The organism is Exiguobacterium sp. R-39 (assembly GCF_049942815.1).
Classification (GTDB): domain Bacteria; phylum Bacillota; class Bacilli; order Exiguobacteriales; family Exiguobacteriaceae; genus Exiguobacterium_A.
Genome location: NZ_CP187965.1, coordinates 1549949 through 1564850 on the forward strand (window position 1 = coordinate 1549949; position 14902 = coordinate 1564850).

Genomic DNA, 14902 nt, shown 5'->3' on the forward strand with positions numbered 1-14902 from the left:
TGAAAAATGGACGAAATTGATTACGCAATTATCCGTGCATTGCAGGCAGACGGGCGGATGTCCTGGACGGAACTCGGCAAAACGGTGGGTCTTTCGACGCCTGCTGTCAACGAACGCGTCAAAAAACTTGAGGACCGAGGTGTCATCGAAGGATACCGGGCCGTCATCAATCCCGTTGCGCTTGAAAAAACAATCATGGCGATTTTGATGTTCGAAGACACAAGATGCGACGCGTTTATCGCATTTTGCAAGAGTCATCCGAATGTAGTCGAGTGCCACCGGCTCGCCGGGACGTTTAACTTCATGGTCAAACTGTACATACCGTCGGTCGAGACATTGGAAGCGTTTATCGACGCCTCGATGAGGTACGGCAAACCGTCGACCTGGATCCGCTTGTCGTCACCCGTTGCGTTTAAAGCGTTTACGGTCGGGGACGGTGTTTTGATTTAATGATGTAATTCAGTACTAAAAAACGGCTATCCCCAGAACTTTTAAAGGAAATAACCGCATGATAATGTTTAAGTTAAGTACAACACTTCGTTGCTTCTTCGACCTGATTTTCCTGAATCAGGACTTGTCCGTCTTTGACCGTAAACTCAATATCATGCTCTTTTAGCCGCTCGATTTGAGCCGGTGTCTCTTCTCCCCATGGAACGGTTTTCGGTTGCTCGAAAGAGTTACACCCGACGAGTAATAAACTGCTTGCAAGCAATAAAAGTCTCAGCATGAAATCATCTCCTACCAGTCGGTCCGTGAGTTTTTGTTAAAGAACAACCTTTTTAATTGCAGTCCGTCACTTGGAAAGCCACTAGTCAACCGAATAGGAATCAGATTAAATAAAATGAAAATGATGGATACCTGAATAAATGGTGGCGCCAACAGATGCATAACCGGACTTGGAAAGAGCTGACTTAATCCGGCGACGAACGTTCCGGCGATAAAATTGGCACCAATCCCGCCGAGTAAGACAACAGCTCGTTGTCCACGGCTGAGCGAAATCTCTGACGGTTGAGACCGGTGCAGTCCTTCCCAAAATTGCTTTCGGGCGATGGAAAAATGACCGATTTTTAAGAATGGTTCACCTTTGCCGATGGAAATTGATTGTAAGCGCAGACCGACTAAGCGGGCGGCGAATGCATGCCCGTACTCATGCAGAATCAAACTCGGTAAGTAAAAGGCGAGCATGATTAGATTAAACCAGAGTAAACCCATGTTCTTCCTCCTCTCATCCACAAACATAACAAAAAATGGATGTTTCAAGCAACTTACATAATTGTCATTTATTCATCTATAGATTAAAAAAAGGAGGCGTATTAAATGAACCTGTTAACTGATTCCATTTTGCCAATTAGGACATTTCCAGCTCAGCGTCAGAATTACCGCAAAATTATCTGTTTGTATCACGGTTGGGGATCAAGCGTGACAAAATATGAAGACTTCGCCCGGATGCTTTCGGAACAAGGGTTTACGGTCATTGTGCCGGAACTGCACCTGCATGACAGCCGCGATCGGCTGGAGGCATGCTTTGACCGCGGTGTCGTCGAACGACATTTTTGGCAGATCGTTTTTCAAAGTATTGAGGAGTCCGTTACGCTCGTGAAGCAGTTGAACGTAACACAAGTAGACATCATCTGGCTCGGTGTTTCGATGGGCGGATTCATCGCGAGCGGTATCGCTGCGAAACAACAGGGCAGTGCCGGGGTAATCAATATTAACGGCTCCGGATCCTTTCTGTTTTCGGAACAGCTTTTCCGGCGGCGGGACAACAGAGCCGATTTGACATTGGAAGAAGAACAACGTTTGCAGGGGTATGATCCTGTCTTGCAAGCAACGTCCGCACCGACATTATTCGTCCATGGTCAATGCGATACCGTCATTCCGATCGAGACGCAGGAACACTGCGTGCAGCAGGCAACGGAACTGAATCGTGATTTAACGTTCCTGACGTATCCGTCCATCAACCATACGGTATCCGATCAGATGATTTCAGATGTTCTGGTTTGGTTAAATCAGCGCTTTTAACGTTAGACAGAAGAACCGGACACCTGTCTGAGGTGCCCGGTTTTTTTGTTACGGAATGATCGAAGGAACGCCATACCGAACGATCATCACCAGTGTGACGATAGCAAAACATGACGCAATCGTTATCAGCATCTGGGTGTCTTCCTTATTTTCTACCGCAAAATTTTTTCAAGGGCTTTTCCTTTCGCCAGTTCATCAATTAGCTTATCGAGATAGCGGATTTCCCGCATCAACGGCTCCTCGACATCTTCGACCCGGACGCCGCAGACGACACCTTTGATTAACAATCGACGTTCCTGCATCTGTGGGGCATCCGCAAAAAAGGCTTCGAATGTCGTCTTATCTGCTGTCAGCGTTGCAAGTTGTTGTTCCGAGTAACCGGTCAGCCAGCAAATGATCGTATCGATTTCCTGTTTCGTCCGACCCTTGCGTTCCGCTTTTGTCACGTAATGCGGATAGACACTCGAAAACGCTGTCGTGTACAAACGGTGTTTCGTCATCGTACTCCCTCCTTGAACCTAATTATTACGAAAAGTGTAGCATACCGAACGTTCGAAATGGACCCCTCCGGACAAAACAAAGACCGTCCTTTTCACACGAAAGGAACGGTCTTAACCAATCATTTTTTTAAATCGATGACATGGAATTCAATCTGTGCTCCGTCTGATACAGCGTACGCCAATTTTCCGTTTACATAAATCGGTTTGGACGTCGTATCGGCCATATCCGTTAAAGGAGCGACGGTCCCATGCGCAAGATCGGCGTACCAAATTTTTGATATGCTCTCCCGGAAAATCACACGGTCAGCCGATAAAAAGCGGAATGCGTCAACCGTCAGCCGGTTATCGGACGGTTTGAACCGGTAACCCGTTTTTTGCGCCTTCTTGTTCATAAAGATGGCCGATCCTTCTTCACCAGTCGCGACATACTTTTTATTGTGTTCAAAATCAATCAGCCCGTTCATCCGTCGTTTGAACGTGCCGTCAAACGTCTCGAGCGTCGGTGTTTGATGACCGTTCTTAAACGTGCTTGTATGCATAATCAGTCCGGCATCGCTCCGGCGGAAGTCAAATGGATACAGACCGTTCCGCTTTTTACCTTCCTTCAATATGTAATTCTGATGAATGATGATTGCATCCTCACCGATATCAAACGACTTGAGGATTGTTTTCGTTCGGATCGGTGTCGCTTCATGCGTCATCCAGGATACCCGTTTTGAGGACGTATCCAGATAAGGAATCGCCGTGTCATAACGGCTGATGCCTTGATCCAGCGTATTGATGTTTCCCGTCTTTAAGTCCAGCGAACGAATCGCCCATTTTTGTCCGGACTTGATTTGATTGTATTCGACCCAAAACAGGTAATGCGATACTCCGGTCATCATACCGATGGTCCGGTTGACCGTATGCAATACTTGATTATCGTTCGACCCTTGGCTGTACCGGTAAATGTAGCTTTTACTGGCGGTGTCACTCGTTTGTTTGATGTGCGTATAGTAGATCGATTGCTGATACAGGTAGTCCGGCGCAATGACGACGGTTTGTCCGGTAAAGAACGGGCTCAGATTGTATGTCTGATGGCTTCCAAGCGTAACCGTTTCCGATTGTCGCTTCAGCGGCACGTATTTTCCATAGTCGGACAACGGAGCAGTGACCGGTTTAACGATTGGCGCAGCTTGAGCCTGATCTGCCGGAACTTTCAAGTGTTGCTTCGTAACAGTCGAATCGGTGCATCCTGCCGTGACGACAAGCGTCAACGTCAACGCCGCCGTAAAGAAAGTCTTCCGGGACATAGTATGTGGTCTCCTTTAAAGTGAAGTGTGGGAATCGAATTCAACGGCGGTGGTGTTTCATTCGCCAACGTATCGAGACCAAAAAAGCAGAAATGCCGGACAAGGTGAGCAAATAGAAACAGATGGCGAAAGCAAACTCGCCATAATCCTCAAGACTGGCGAACGGATTACCCATAATGAACGGGTCAGGTAACGCACCAATCAAAAACAGCGGAATGAACAGCAGAAAAAACCGTTTCCAAAAATAATACTTGTACGGAGTGCCGGTACGTATGTCCATTGATTTCTTCCTTCCCATCTCCAGAATCGATTATCCTATTTTTAACATATTATATCATTTATTGTTTAAGTTGATGAATAAATTTAAAATAAGCCATCAATAAAAAGCGGTCCAGCAAACACCCCATCGTCGGGTGATTGCTGGACCGTTTTTAGTCTCTTACTTGATTTTTAAGATGACCTTACCTTTGGCACGACCAGACTCGGAATACTCGAGCGCAGCCTGTGCCTCTTCAAACGGATAAATGCGGTCGATGACCGGTTTGATTTGTCCGGTCTCTATCCATTCCGTGATGTGTTCCAGTTGCCGGCCGCTCGGTCGCATGAACAAAAATGTGTATCTAACACGATGTTTACGTTCTAGCAACGTCTCGCGAAGGGTGAGCAGACGGAACAGGTTTGTCTTCAGGAAACCGGACCGGTAGGACTTACCGAACCGTCCGTTCGGCAAACCGGAAATCGAGACGATTTGTCCACCCGGCCGGACGATTTTAAACGAGCGCTGGAGCGTCTCGCCGCCGATCGTATCGTAGACGCCGTCATAATCATGCAGGACTTCGTCAAACGCTTCAGTCCGGTAATCGATGATTTCATCAGCGCCAAGTGACGCAACCAGATCATGTCCGGCGGGGCTTGCCGTCGTTGCGACGTACAAGCCCATCGCTTTCGCCAGTTGGATGGCAAAGGTTCCGACGCCGCCGGCACCTGCCTGGATCAGGATCTTTTGTCCCGGTGTCGCCTGCAAGACATCGTGTAATGCTTGATAGGATGTCAAGCCGACGAGTGGGATGGAGGCCGCTTCCTCAAAGGAGAGCGAAGCCGGTTTTAAGGCAAGCATCTGTTCATCAATTGCGATGTATTCGGCAAAGGTGCCGATCCGGTTTTTCTCAGCCCGTCCGTAGACGGCATCACCGATTTGAAACTGTTTTACGGCATGACCGACCTCAATGATGATTCCAGCGAAGTCATTGCCGAGAATCAGCGGGAACTGATACGGAATCAACAGCTTGACGTCACCTTCCCGAATCTTAAAATCAACCGGATTGATGCTCGCTGCGTGAATTTCCACAAGAACATCATGCGGCCGGACGACCGGGCAGGGCTGTTCGGTTTGTTCGAGCGGGACCTGGCCGTATTTTGAAATCGTCATCGCTTTCATGAAAATCCTCTCCATTTCCTGGTTCTTCTGCTTTTAGTCTACCAGTTGATCCAGCGGGAGAACACTTTGAGTGATTCATTCGGACATGATAAGCTAAACAGGAACAGGGAAAAACTGGAGTTTGGGGTGAATGAGATGAACAAGACCGGAGAACGATTGTTACGGCTGTGGTTACGTGTGCCGCGGTTCGTTAAACGGATGGTGCCGCTCAGTCTGACATTGTACGTCCTCTTACTGGTTGTCACGAACGGAGTGGCAACGATCCTTCATTTTGATATCGGGTTAGTCTCATGGCGCGATCTCATCATCAGTTTAGCCGGAGCGGCGATTCTTGTTCCGGTATTCAATCAGTCAAAAGGGGAAGATAAAATATGAAACAATCGGAACAGGAAGAACCATTGACGGGCGGGAATGTCTCCGACGTCTCACGGATCGGGGATACGGTCAGACGGGAACAAAAACCGGAGAGTCTTCGAGTCCACCGGGTACTACAACATCTTGAGCAAAAAGGATTTGAAGGAAGCCCGCGCTATTTAGGAATGGATCCACAGGGGCGCGAAATTCTGTCGTTCATCGAAGGCGAAGCCGGGAATTATCCGCTTCAGCCGTATATGCGGTCAGACCGTGTCCTCGAGGAGACGGCCCGGTTGTTAAGGGGATACCATGATGCCATTGCTGATTTTCCGGTACCAAACGATTGGCAGCCGCTCGACGGAACACCGGAACCGCTCGAACTCATATGTCATAATGACTTTGCTGTCTATAATCTCATCTTCCGAAGCGAACGGCCTGTCGGCATCATCGATTTCGACGTTGCTGCCCCGGGACCGCGGATTTGGGATGTGTCCTACACGCTCTACACCTGTGTCCCGTTAAGCCGGCATCAAATGACGGCAGACGGTGAGCCGGCTCATTATAATCCGGTTAACGATCAGGAACGGAGATCAAAACGATTCACCGGAAAGCGGCGGAAGGTGACGAAGCGTTTCAACGGATGATCGAAGAGGGGCACGTCACGCATTACGAACAAGAACTCGATTTTCTCGAACGCGAGGGAGCCAACTGGTTCCGGTGAACCGGAAATGTTGAAAGGGTTCGCCGCCGGTTTAAACGGACGAAGAATGGAGAATCATCATGTTGGAAAAATTGAAGGATACCGCAAAAAAATTAAAAAAGCAGATTTTTATTTTGTATTTTGCCTACCAGGACGACCGGGTCGCCTGGTACACCAAATTATTTACGGCCTGTGTCGTCGCATATGCGTTCAGTCCGATTGACTTGATTCCGGATTTTATCCCGGTGTTAGGATACCTGGACGACATCATTCTTGTCCCTTTAGGCATCTTGCTTGTATTAAGGATGTTACCGCAGGAAGTCATCGACGACTCTACCGTCAAGGCAGAACAATGGATGGGGGCGGATAAACCGAAAAATTGGTTTGTCGGCGCGTTGATCCTGTTGCTTTGGTGCACGCTAATCATGTGGATAGGTCTGCAGATTTATGATGCCGTCCGGTAGGCTCAGATTGTCAGTTTCTGATAGGTGGATTTGATTTGTTTGTACATCACATCCGTCGGCAACGCGGCATCGACTTCGATGACAGGGGACGCCGAACGAATTATTTGAAGCCGGTGCTCGGCTAACGTCCCAATCATGGCCGGATCGGTCGCGGTTCGGTACGTCCGGCACCAATCGAGAAATTCATTGGATCCGTCGAAATCAGGATACCGTTCTTGTTCCCGTTTGATTAATCGTTGCATTCGTATGTCTTCGTCCAAAGTTAAAAAGACCAGCAATTCCCGGTTATGAAATCCGGTTTCATTCCAGGAAAAGATGGAACCGGAGACTACATACCGGTGATGCCGCTCGATATCCGGAGTAAATATCGCATAACGTTCGGCAATCGACCGTTTTTCGGTAAACGTCTGGTCTTTCCACAGATAATGATCCGTGTCGATCCAGTGAATCCCTTCCTGTTGTCCGATCCACCGGCCGAGCGTGCTTTTACCGGTGCCGGAACCACCGATGATTTGAATCCGCAATGGAAAACCTCCTTGATGTATGGGGCATAGTTTGTATGTATCATACCATGCGGGTCTTAAAACAGAATAGAGCGGACGGGAAGACGATAAAGGAATCGTCTTCCTTTTTTTCGGGTATTCCTCTAACAGATGAGCCGGCGGACAGTCGTGATTACCTGTGAAGGGAGCAACGAAGATGATTGCGTTTTTCATCTTGTTACGCAACATGTACCACGTGCTAAAAATTCTGTTCCGGCAGGACGAACAAAAAGCCGTCATGTTTTCCGTCGTATTTCTGCTGACGGTCGGGATGTTTTTTTACCACGGCGCAGAGGAACTGAGTTATCTCGATGCACTGTATTTTTCCGTCATGACGCTGACGACGGTCGGCTACGGCGATATTCATCCGGTCACGCCGATCGGCAAGATTTTTACGATCTGCTATGTCTTGCTTGGCATTGGTGTCATCAGTGCCCTGATCGTCAACTTCAACCGGGCGTTAAAGGAATTTCATTCCAAGCAGGATCAATCGAAGCGGAAGTGACGATTCCTTTGGAAAAAACTTGTTTGATGAACTGCACGAAGACCGGATCTCATATGTTGAGAGCCGGTCTTCGTTGTCTACTGATTATGGTTATCCGGCATCTTTCAGCTCCTGATACGGATTGACGCGTGCCGCGATTTGCGCCGGCAGGAGCGAAGCGATTGTCCCGAACAACACCGGCAGAAGCAGCGAGACCCCAATCAATAATGGTTCGTCCCATGGAACTAAGTCATACAAGACATAAATCGTGATGTAGGAGATGCTCAGGCCGACGATTCCGGCGACGAACCCAATCAGCACACCTTCTAACACAATCAACTGACGGACGGAACGGTTTGTCCAACCAACCGCTTTTAAGATCGCGAGCGACGCCCGCCGATCGGTGACGTTTTGCCACATGATTTCTCCGGTTGTCAGAATCGCAATCGTAATCGCAACCCCCATCGTGACATAATGCATCGGACCGACCTGCAGGGCGACGAATTGACCAAGCCATGACGTATAGAGGACCCCTTGCAGGTGGAATGTCACGAACAGGAAGAATGTCAGCAAGGCTGTTGGTAAAGCAATCGATAGAATTGAGAGGGCATTCCGTTTCCATTTGCCGAAGATTTCTTTGAGTGCCAGTGTCCAGGTCGAACGCAAGCCGAGTTTGACGTTCGACGAAGACGCATATTCACCCGTCTTGATCGCTTCGTACGGCGAGATTTTCCGAATCGTAAAGGCAGACCAAGCGGCACCGGCAAAGTAAATCAGAAGACTGAACAGGGTAATCCAAAGCAGGCTCCAACCGTTCATCGTCTCGTTTCGGACATACGAGAAAATACTTTCGACAATCAAAGCAACAACGGAGACAAAAGCGGCAAGAAGCGCGGCTTCAATTAACACAATCCGGTACAAGTCTTTTGTCCGCCAGCCGAGTGCGAGCAAGACAGCAAATTCTTTCCGACGCGCGAGCATCGAGACGTAACTCGTCGCGAGGACATAAACGATGGCGACGGCGAGCATTGCAAAGATGACACCGGAAAAACCGACACTCGTCTCGCGGAAGATCGTCATCGCGGCGCCGATATGAATCCACGGCTGTTCAATCCAGCCGAGTGTTTTGCCGTTATCGACGACTTTCGTGACAACAGGCTGGGGAGAGGAACCTTTCGTGATGGTTGCCATCAATCCAGTTTCCTGCTCAATTTGCTTTTTCACGTCTTGGAGCAGTTGTTCCGATTGTTCGCTGACGGTCGTCGCACCTTTGATTTTGAGACGAATCGATGAAATGGCTTGTTCTCCATTGATCGCCCGCGCACTATCAATCGTCGTCAGAATGTTTGGTGAACTCGTCAAAAGGCCGACTGGATTACCAGACGTGTCAATTGATTTTGCAGGATTGACGGGTTCGCCTTTAGCATCTAAAACAAGATCGGCAGATGAGGGACGGTATGTTTCCATTGGTAACTCGTTCAGTGGGTCTTTTGAGACCTTGATGTTATTGGGATCGTACAAGCCAACGACCTTAAATGATAGATAAGGAAACGCAATGTCCACTTCACCTGGTTTTGGCTTTTCTACCTTTCGTCCAGTTGATACAAGGGGACGGAACCCTTTCTTTGGGAAAAATTGTGTACCATACGTCCAATTTTTGATTTTAGTTGGCGAAGCAGATACTTCATAGGCAGTGCTCCAACGACTTGAATATGGACTAGTTGCTGACTTGAACGAGAGAGGTCCGGATTTATACAGAAGCTGTGCTCCTTCGGCACTATCCATATCAAGATATGTGGAATTTGTCTTTCCAATCAATGTTTGTAAATAAGTTTCTTCAACTTTAGATGTTAGAATTTTTAGATGCTGTATTCTCTTTGCAGGATACGTAGATAAAGCTGAATTAAGAACCGAACGTTTCGGCTGTTTTTTTATTAATCCATCAATCAGCTTTTGCTGGTCCTGATCTGATTTAAAGGGGGCATCTAATTTTTCGATTGTATATTCATAACTTCCTTTGTTGAAGGAATTGGGATTAATTAAAACTGGAACAATATGTTCGTCAGGGTAATCACCGGATTCGTGATGATCAGTATTTTTGAAATATCGAGATTTATTATTTGAACGAACACTTTGATCTAATCCAACGAGACGAGCTTCCTCGACAGGGTCGATTCCAACAATTAACACCGGATTTCTTGCAATTGCATTTTTAAAAGATTCAATGGGTTCATTGAAAAAAGAAGCATTTTTCGGAACATCTACTTCCGTACCTTGAGAGATATGAATGACGGTTTGCGATTGACGTTCTCTCGTAAACCCATTTTGTATATAATTTGTCTCTGTTAGACGGTACATACCGGGTTCGGTAGGAAACTTTAATGCATTCTTGAATGTAGTAGAAGAATTAACGTAGCCCATCACCGCTACCGGTGCCGCAATATCAATTTCTTTCATCTGTTTGATTGCTTCATATTGCTTAAAGGAAATCCCACCGTTGATACCGTTTAGATAATTGGGTTCCAATAGATTATTAGATTCGGTCGTCATTTGACTGCCTTTCGGGCGGACGACGATATCGTAAGCGGACGACCATTTTTTCTGTAACGTCTGTTCGACCGTGCCTTGACTGGAGTCTGTCAGGTTGAACATCAGACTGAGTCCGGCACTGATGATGAGCGCTCCGACAAGCGTCAGAATGAACTTAAAACGTTGCCGGCGCCAGTGATTCAAAACGAAACGTAGCATAGGGATTCTCCTTTATTCAGTAATGGGAAGATTGCTGGCGTAAATACGTTGTCAAATCCTGTTGGAAACGATGGAGTTCGTTTGCATCAAGTTCCTTACAATCCGCCTCCGTCGCATACCGGGTAACTAGATAGGGGGCGAGCGGCGTCGACAGATGAATCCGTTCGGTCCATTCCGTCAGTGACTCGTAATACCGGCGTTGCAGGGACTTTGGCAATTGCTGATTGAAGTCGAATAGGAGCAGCCGGACAGATTCCTGCGGTGGCTCGGAATTTCTTGTCTTATTCGTCGAATGGACGGAAAACGGTTGGGTTAAAACAGTTTTGCTTGTCTTTGCGGAAAGCCCGGTAAGCGGACGGTTCCGAAACTGTCGGCGGTTAAAACGACGATAGATGAAAAACCCGGCAAGCAACAGACCTGCCCATAACCAATAGGACGACTTGGAACGGGCGGCTTCCTTGGTAGTTTCGAAGAAAGAGGCCGATTCAGCCGTTTTTACTTTTCCGCGTGAAGCACCTTCGATCTTTTCCGTTTTCCTTGTCGCCCCCCCAAGAACTTCCCCCTCGGAATCTTCTCTAATGATCCCTTCGGAACAGTTATATTTTGAAAAAAACCGATTCGACAACGAATCTTTTCCACATCCCCGTTTTATCGTCGTTTCCTGTTCGGAAAAGTCTGCTTGCCGTAACGATTGATAAACCGATTGTGCCGCAAATGACAGCAGAAAAAAGACTGCAAATGAACTAATTACGCATACAATGAGTTTGGAACGGAACGTTTTGATGAATCGCACCTCGCCTCCATGAATCGTCTTCACACACTCCGAACGGTTTGCTTCCGCCGGTCTTCAACAATCTGTCCATCCTGCATGAATACAATCCGGTCCGCCCGTTCGGCCAGGGCCAAATCGTGCGTGACGAACAGGATGCCGCATTGTTCTTCCTGATGCAGATCGAGCAACAGTTGAAAGATCATCTCCCCGTTGACCGAGTCGAGGTTACCGGTCGGTTCGTCGGCGAGAATCCAGCGCGGGCGATTGATCAGGGCTCGGGCGATCGCGACCCGTTGCTGTTGCCCGCCGGACAATTGCGCCGGCAAGGCATCCTGTTTCGCTGTCAGTCCGACTTTTTCCAAGATTTCTGCAATCCGGTCTTCTTTGTTGAAGCCGGTTTTTTGTTTCAGTAAGGGAACGAGCAGATTTTCTTTGACCGTCAAAGCGGGCAAAAGGTGAAACTGTTGGAACACGAAGCCGATTTCCTGCGCCCGAAATTTTGATAATTGCCGGTTCTTCCACTTCGTGATGTCTTGTCCGTCATAGTCGATTTGCCCCGATGTCGGCCGGTCGAGCGAGCCGATCAGACTTAAAAACGTTGATTTCCCTGAGCCGGACGGACCGACAAGGGCGGTGATGTCACTCGCGGAAAACTGAAAGGTCAACGCTTTTAAGACTTCACTCTGTAAGCCTGCCTGGCTGAAGGTATGCGAAACATCTTTGACCAAAATATCCATCAAACCACTCCTTTTACAAATTAAGGTAAAATAAGTGTAATATTATTTGAAAATTTTGTCTATTGAAGAAAAAAGATTTTCTTGATGAAACGCCACCGGAATTCATAATTGGTTCATAACTTCCTTCTACAGTATGAGTATTCAAGACAAGGGAGGAACATACAGATGAAGCAGACAAAAAAACGAAAATGGTGGATCGGATTGCTAGTCCTCCTGCTGATCGGGACAGCCGGTGTCGCAGCGATGGAGCAACAATCGTCAGCGGATGGATTAAAACGGGAGCAAGTCAAACAAAAAACATTGCAGACGTATTATCATTTCACGGGTCAAGTCATGGCCGATAAGCGTAGTACGGTCGTCAGTAATGAGCTGGTCGAAGTTAAGGCGGTCGAGGTTAAAGTCGGACAACAAGTCAAAGCGGGGGACACTTTGTTTTCAAGCGTGAGTGGCAAAACGTATCAAGCCCCGATCACGGGTGAGATCGCCAAGCTTGAAGTTGAACCAAACGCTAGTTACGGACCCAACACGTCACTCGCTGTCATTACGGACTACAGAGACTTGACCGTTCAACTGAAGGTCGACGAACAGGATATCCATCGCCTCAAACAAGATCAGTCGGTTGAGTTGCGTGTAAACGGCTTGGATGAAATGGTAGACGGTACAGTGGAATCGGTCGGTAAAGAAGCGGTCATGGAAAATGGATTATCGTATTTCACGGCGGACGTCACGATCGATGAGCCGGACCAACTGCGTGTCGGCATGACCGTCGAGGCCCGCATCAACAAACAATTGGTCAAGGAGGCGGCCGTCTTGTCACTCGATGTCGTCGAGTATACGGAAAATGACCGTCCGTACGTCTACGTCGAAGAAGAAGGCGAAGTTGTCCGCCGGTTCATCACGACCGGAGTGACGGACGGGCAAGACATTGAAATCAAACAAGGTCTGTCCGTTGATGACTATATCGTGTTGCCGACCGAACAAGGCAGTTCAGGTCTGTTACCGACTCCTCCGGGAGGTGCATCGTAATGGCCGTCGTCGAGTTGAAACAGATTACGAAAGCTTACGGAGCAGGCGATAACCGACAAACGGTCTTGAGAGATGTGGATTTATCGATCGAGGCCGGGGAATACGTGACGATCCTCGGTCCGTCGGGATCCGGTAAGTCGACCTTGATGAACATCATCGGCTGTCTCGACATCCCGTCGAGCGGCAACTATCATCTGCAACACCAGGATGTCAGTCAACTGTCAGAAGATGAACTTGCCCGAATCCGGAATCAGGAAGTCGGCTTCATCTTTCAACAGTTCCAACTCTTACCGCGATTGACGGTTTTGCAAAACATCGAGTTGCCGCTGATTTATGCGGGTGTCTCGCCAAAAGAACGACGCCAGCGATCGGTCGATTTGCTGACCCGGGTCGGACTCGGGGAAAAGGGGAGTGTCTATCCGCATCAGTTGTCCGGCGGGCAACAGCAACGGGTCGCGATTGCCCGGGCACTCGTCACGAAACCGACGCTGCTGCTGGCGGATGAACCGACCGGTGCACTCGACCAAAAGACCGGCCAGCAAATCATGGGCTTGTTTCAGGAATTGGCGGATGAAGGGAAAACAATCGTCATGATCACCCACGACATTACGATTGCGAAACAGGCGAAACGAATCGTCCGGATTGAAGACGGACAGGTACAGGAGGCGAGTCATCCATGATACGCGAAACCTTTCGGATGGCCTGGACGAATATCGTCCACCATAAAATGCGGTCCTTTTTGACGACACTCGGCGTCATCATCGGTGTCGCTTCGATCATCGCCCTGATTTCAATCGTCAACGGGGCGACGGCCTCGATCAATGCCGAAGTCTCGACGTTCGGGGCCAACAAATTGACGATTCAAACAACGACGTCTCCGTTAAAAGCAGGATTATCCCAAGGGCAACTGGAAGAGTTAAATCAAGTCGACGGGACACGCGGTATTTCCCCGACGTTGACGACTCAATTATCGGTGCGGTCGGCAGACGCCCGACTCGATGACGTGACGATCAGCGGCCGCAATCACATCTATTATCAGGAGTCGGCCGATGTCACGCAGGGGAGAGAAATCACGATTGCTGATGTCGAGCAGGAAACCGTCGTCGCCGTCATCAGTCCGTCCGTCGCCCGGACACTTTTTCCGGGACAGGAACCGGTCGGACAGTCGCTGTTCCTGAACGGTTTGACGTATCAGGTCATCGGCGTGAGTGATGCCGACTCGGAGGAAGTCGTGATTCCGTATACGACGGCACTGCGGACGCTTGACATCGACACGGTGCAACAAGTTGATGTCTTCAAGAAGGAGTCGGCCGACGTCGCGACCGTCAAACGGGATCTGTCAGCGAAAATGTATCAATTCTATAATGAACAAGAAGACCGCTATACAATCGTCAGTCTTGATGAAGCCCTCGATTCAATTGATCAAATCAATACGATGTTATCGTTGCTGTTGACCGGGATCGCCTCGATTTCCTTGTTTGTCGGCGGCATCGGAATCATGAACATGATGCTCGTCTCGGTCACGGAGCGGACGACGGAAATCGGTCTGCGCAAAGCACTCGGCGCACGACCGCGGGCGATTCGGCTCCAATTTTTACTCGAGTCGATCTTATTATCCTTAATGGGTGGTGGGATCGGCATCATCGTCGGGGTCGGTCTGGCTTATCTCGTCAGTCTGTTGATCGGAACGACGTTTACGATTTCCGTCGGGACGTTGCTCCTCGCAGCCGGTTTTTCAATGCTCGTCGGGGTCGTCTTCGGATATGCGCCCGCTCGAAAAGCGTCGTTGCTCCATCCGATTGAAGCCCTGCGCAATGCGTAAA

Annotated in this window: 18 protein-coding genes and 1 pseudogene; 9 read left to right on the forward strand and 10 right to left on the reverse strand. The window is 48.7% G+C overall.

Going from position 1 to position 14902, the window contains the following annotated elements; genetic code table 11:
• The first annotated feature begins 6 nt into the window (after positions 1-6).
• A complete protein-coding gene (locus ACP26N_RS08200) occupies positions 7-450 on the forward strand; it encodes an Lrp/AsnC family transcriptional regulator (protein WP_426353480.1) in 444 nt (147 codons plus the stop codon).
• A 73-nt stretch (positions 451-523) separates the two neighbouring features.
• Here ACP26N_RS08200 and ACP26N_RS08205 read toward each other — a convergent pair whose 3' ends face one another.
• The gene (locus tag ACP26N_RS08205; RefSeq protein WP_290826703.1) at positions 524-727 is read right to left on the reverse strand and encodes a hypothetical protein; all 204 of its coding nucleotides are present in this window, start codon (positions 725-727) and stop codon (positions 524-526) included.
• An 11-nt stretch (positions 728-738) separates the two neighbouring features.
• Positions 739-1212 (reverse strand): M50 family metallopeptidase, encoded by a 474-nt coding sequence (locus ACP26N_RS08210; protein WP_290826701.1) that lies wholly within the window; start codon positions 1210-1212, stop codon positions 739-741.
• Between the two features lie 105 nt (positions 1213-1317).
• Here ACP26N_RS08210 and ACP26N_RS08215 point away from each other — a divergent pair, with 105 nt between their 5' ends.
• Positions 1318-2022 carry an alpha/beta fold hydrolase gene (locus tag ACP26N_RS08215; protein WP_426353481.1) on the forward strand — a complete coding sequence of 235 codons (705 nt, stop codon included), beginning with the start codon at positions 1318-1320 and terminating at the stop codon, positions 2020-2022.
• 152 nt (positions 2023-2174) lie between these two features.
• Here the strand turns inward: ACP26N_RS08215 and ACP26N_RS08220 are convergent, their stop codons facing one another.
• From ACP26N_RS08220 to ACP26N_RS08235, 4 genes are all read right to left on the reverse strand, one after another.
• The gene (locus tag ACP26N_RS08220) at positions 2175-2522 is read right to left on the reverse strand and encodes a DUF2200 domain-containing protein (RefSeq protein WP_426353482.1); all 348 of its coding nucleotides are present in this window, start codon (positions 2520-2522) and stop codon (positions 2175-2177) included.
• Between the two features lie 119 nt (positions 2523-2641).
• Entirely contained in the window at positions 2642-3814 is a 1173-nt protein-coding gene (locus ACP26N_RS08225; RefSeq protein ID WP_426353483.1) for a hypothetical protein, read from the reverse strand.
• A 40-nt stretch (positions 3815-3854) separates the two neighbouring features.
• Positions 3855-4094, reverse strand: coding sequence for a hypothetical protein (locus ACP26N_RS08230; protein ID WP_426353484.1), 240 nt, complete (start codon positions 4092-4094; stop codon positions 3855-3857).
• Between the two features lie 159 nt (positions 4095-4253).
• A complete protein-coding gene (locus ACP26N_RS08235) occupies positions 4254-5252 on the reverse strand; it encodes an NADP-dependent oxidoreductase (RefSeq protein WP_426353485.1) in 999 nt (332 codons plus the stop codon).
• 135 nt (positions 5253-5387) lie between these two features.
• On the opposite strand from ACP26N_RS08235, the gene ACP26N_RS08240 reads away from it, so the two are divergent.
• The 3 genes and pseudogenes from ACP26N_RS08240 (at position 5388) to ACP26N_RS08250 (ending at position 6770) form a co-directional block, all read left to right on the forward strand.
• Positions 5388-5627: a hypothetical protein gene (locus ACP26N_RS08240; protein WP_255508299.1), complete on the forward strand. Its 240-nt coding sequence runs from the start codon at positions 5388-5390 to the stop codon at positions 5625-5627.
• Positions 5624-6327 (forward strand): annotated as a pseudogene (locus tag ACP26N_RS08245) (phosphotransferase). Before ACP26N_RS08240 ends, ACP26N_RS08245 begins: the two are co-directional and overlap by 4 nt.
• 59 nt (positions 6328-6386) lie before the next feature.
• Positions 6387-6770 carry a YkvA family protein gene (locus ACP26N_RS08250; protein WP_426353487.1) on the forward strand — a complete coding sequence of 128 codons (384 nt, stop codon included), beginning with the start codon at positions 6387-6389 and terminating at the stop codon, positions 6768-6770.
• Between the two features lie 2 nt (positions 6771-6772).
• Here ACP26N_RS08250 and ACP26N_RS08255 read toward each other — a convergent pair whose 3' ends face one another.
• Positions 6773-7294, reverse strand: a complete 522-nt coding sequence (locus ACP26N_RS08255) for a shikimate kinase (protein ID WP_426353489.1) — start codon at positions 7292-7294, stop codon at positions 6773-6775.
• A 175-nt stretch (positions 7295-7469) separates the two neighbouring features.
• Here ACP26N_RS08255 and ACP26N_RS08260 point away from each other — a divergent pair, with 175 nt between their 5' ends.
• Positions 7470-7817, forward strand: coding sequence for a potassium channel family protein (locus tag ACP26N_RS08260; RefSeq protein ID WP_131972681.1), 348 nt, complete (start codon positions 7470-7472; stop codon positions 7815-7817).
• 90 nt (positions 7818-7907) lie between these two features.
• On the opposite strand, the gene ACP26N_RS08265 is transcribed toward ACP26N_RS08260, so the two are convergent.
• From ACP26N_RS08265 to ACP26N_RS08275, 3 genes are read right to left on the reverse strand one after another with little or no spacing between them, the layout of a single operon-like run.
• Entirely contained in the window at positions 7908-10544 is a 2637-nt protein-coding gene (locus ACP26N_RS08265; RefSeq protein ID WP_426353490.1) for an ABC transporter permease, read from the reverse strand.
• A 16-nt stretch (positions 10545-10560) separates the two neighbouring features.
• Positions 10561-11337 (reverse strand): hypothetical protein, encoded by a 777-nt coding sequence (locus ACP26N_RS08270; RefSeq protein WP_426353491.1) that lies wholly within the window; start codon positions 11335-11337, stop codon positions 10561-10563.
• 20 nt (positions 11338-11357) lie between these two features.
• Complete coding sequence (locus ACP26N_RS08275; protein WP_426353492.1) at positions 11358-12053, reverse strand: ABC transporter ATP-binding protein; 696 nt, start codon at positions 12051-12053, stop codon at positions 11358-11360.
• Positions 12054-12218: 165 nt separating this feature from the next.
• Here ACP26N_RS08275 and ACP26N_RS08280 point away from each other — a divergent pair, with 165 nt between their 5' ends.
• Genes ACP26N_RS08280 through ACP26N_RS08290 form a run of 3 tightly spaced genes read left to right on the forward strand, consistent with a single transcriptional unit; the run spans position 12219 to position 14901 of the window.
• Positions 12219-13079 carry an HlyD family secretion protein gene (locus tag ACP26N_RS08280; protein ID WP_131972677.1) on the forward strand — a complete coding sequence of 287 codons (861 nt, stop codon included), beginning with the start codon at positions 12219-12221 and terminating at the stop codon, positions 13077-13079.
• Positions 13079-13759 carry an ABC transporter ATP-binding protein gene (locus ACP26N_RS08285; RefSeq protein WP_165871619.1) on the forward strand — a complete coding sequence of 227 codons (681 nt, stop codon included), beginning with the start codon at positions 13079-13081 and terminating at the stop codon, positions 13757-13759. Before ACP26N_RS08280 ends, ACP26N_RS08285 begins: the two co-directional genes overlap by 1 nt.
• Complete coding sequence (locus tag ACP26N_RS08290; RefSeq protein ID WP_426353493.1) at positions 13756-14901, forward strand: ABC transporter permease; 1146 nt, start codon at positions 13756-13758, stop codon at positions 14899-14901. Before ACP26N_RS08285 ends, ACP26N_RS08290 begins: the two co-directional genes overlap by 4 nt.
• The last annotated feature ends 1 nt before the right edge of the window (position 14902 follow it).

What these genes read in the sequence shown, in the direction of transcription:
- ACP26N_RS08280 (WP_131972677.1), top strand. Translation starts at nt 12,219, where the DNA reads ATGAAGCAGACAAAAAAACGAAAATGGTGGATCGGATTGCTAGTCCTC.
- ACP26N_RS08240 (WP_255508299.1), top strand. Translation starts at nt 5,388, where the DNA reads ATGAACAAGACCGGAGAACGATTGTTACGGCTGTGGTTACGTGTGCCG.
- ACP26N_RS08285 (WP_165871619.1), top strand. Translation starts at nt 13,079, where the DNA reads ATGGCCGTCGTCGAGTTGAAACAGATTACGAAAGCTTACGGAGCAGGC.
- ACP26N_RS08260 (WP_131972681.1), top strand. Translation starts at nt 7,470, where the DNA reads ATGATTGCGTTTTTCATCTTGTTACGCAACATGTACCACGTGCTAAAA.
- ACP26N_RS08225 (WP_426353483.1), bottom strand. Translation starts at nt 3,814, where the DNA reads ATGTCCCGGAAGACTTTCTTTACGGCGGCGTTGACGTTGACGCTTGTC.
- ACP26N_RS08250 (WP_426353487.1), top strand. Translation starts at nt 6,387, where the DNA reads ATGTTGGAAAAATTGAAGGATACCGCAAAAAAATTAAAAAAGCAGATT.
- ACP26N_RS08220 (WP_426353482.1), bottom strand. Translation starts at nt 2,522, where the DNA reads ATGACGAAACACCGTTTGTACACGACAGCGTTTTCGAGTGTCTATCCG.
- ACP26N_RS08235 (WP_426353485.1), bottom strand. Translation starts at nt 5,252, where the DNA reads ATGAAAGCGATGACGATTTCAAAATACGGCCAGGTCCCGCTCGAACAA.
- ACP26N_RS08210 (WP_290826701.1), bottom strand. Translation starts at nt 1,212, where the DNA reads ATGGGTTTACTCTGGTTTAATCTAATCATGCTCGCCTTTTACTTACCG.
- ACP26N_RS08200 (WP_426353480.1), top strand. Translation starts at nt 7, where the DNA reads ATGGACGAAATTGATTACGCAATTATCCGTGCATTGCAGGCAGACGGG.
- ACP26N_RS08205 (WP_290826703.1), bottom strand. Translation starts at nt 727, where the DNA reads ATGCTGAGACTTTTATTGCTTGCAAGCAGTTTATTACTCGTCGGGTGT.
- ACP26N_RS08230 (WP_426353484.1), bottom strand. Translation starts at nt 4,094, where the DNA reads ATGGACATACGTACCGGCACTCCGTACAAGTATTATTTTTGGAAACGG.
- ACP26N_RS08290 (WP_426353493.1), top strand. Translation starts at nt 13,756, where the DNA reads ATGATACGCGAAACCTTTCGGATGGCCTGGACGAATATCGTCCACCAT.
- ACP26N_RS08265 (WP_426353490.1), bottom strand. Translation starts at nt 10,544, where the DNA reads ATGCTACGTTTCGTTTTGAATCACTGGCGCCGGCAACGTTTTAAGTTC.
- ACP26N_RS08275 (WP_426353492.1), bottom strand. Translation starts at nt 12,053, where the DNA reads ATGGATATTTTGGTCAAAGATGTTTCGCATACCTTCAGCCAGGCAGGC.
- ACP26N_RS08215 (WP_426353481.1), top strand. Translation starts at nt 1,318, where the DNA reads ATGAACCTGTTAACTGATTCCATTTTGCCAATTAGGACATTTCCAGCT.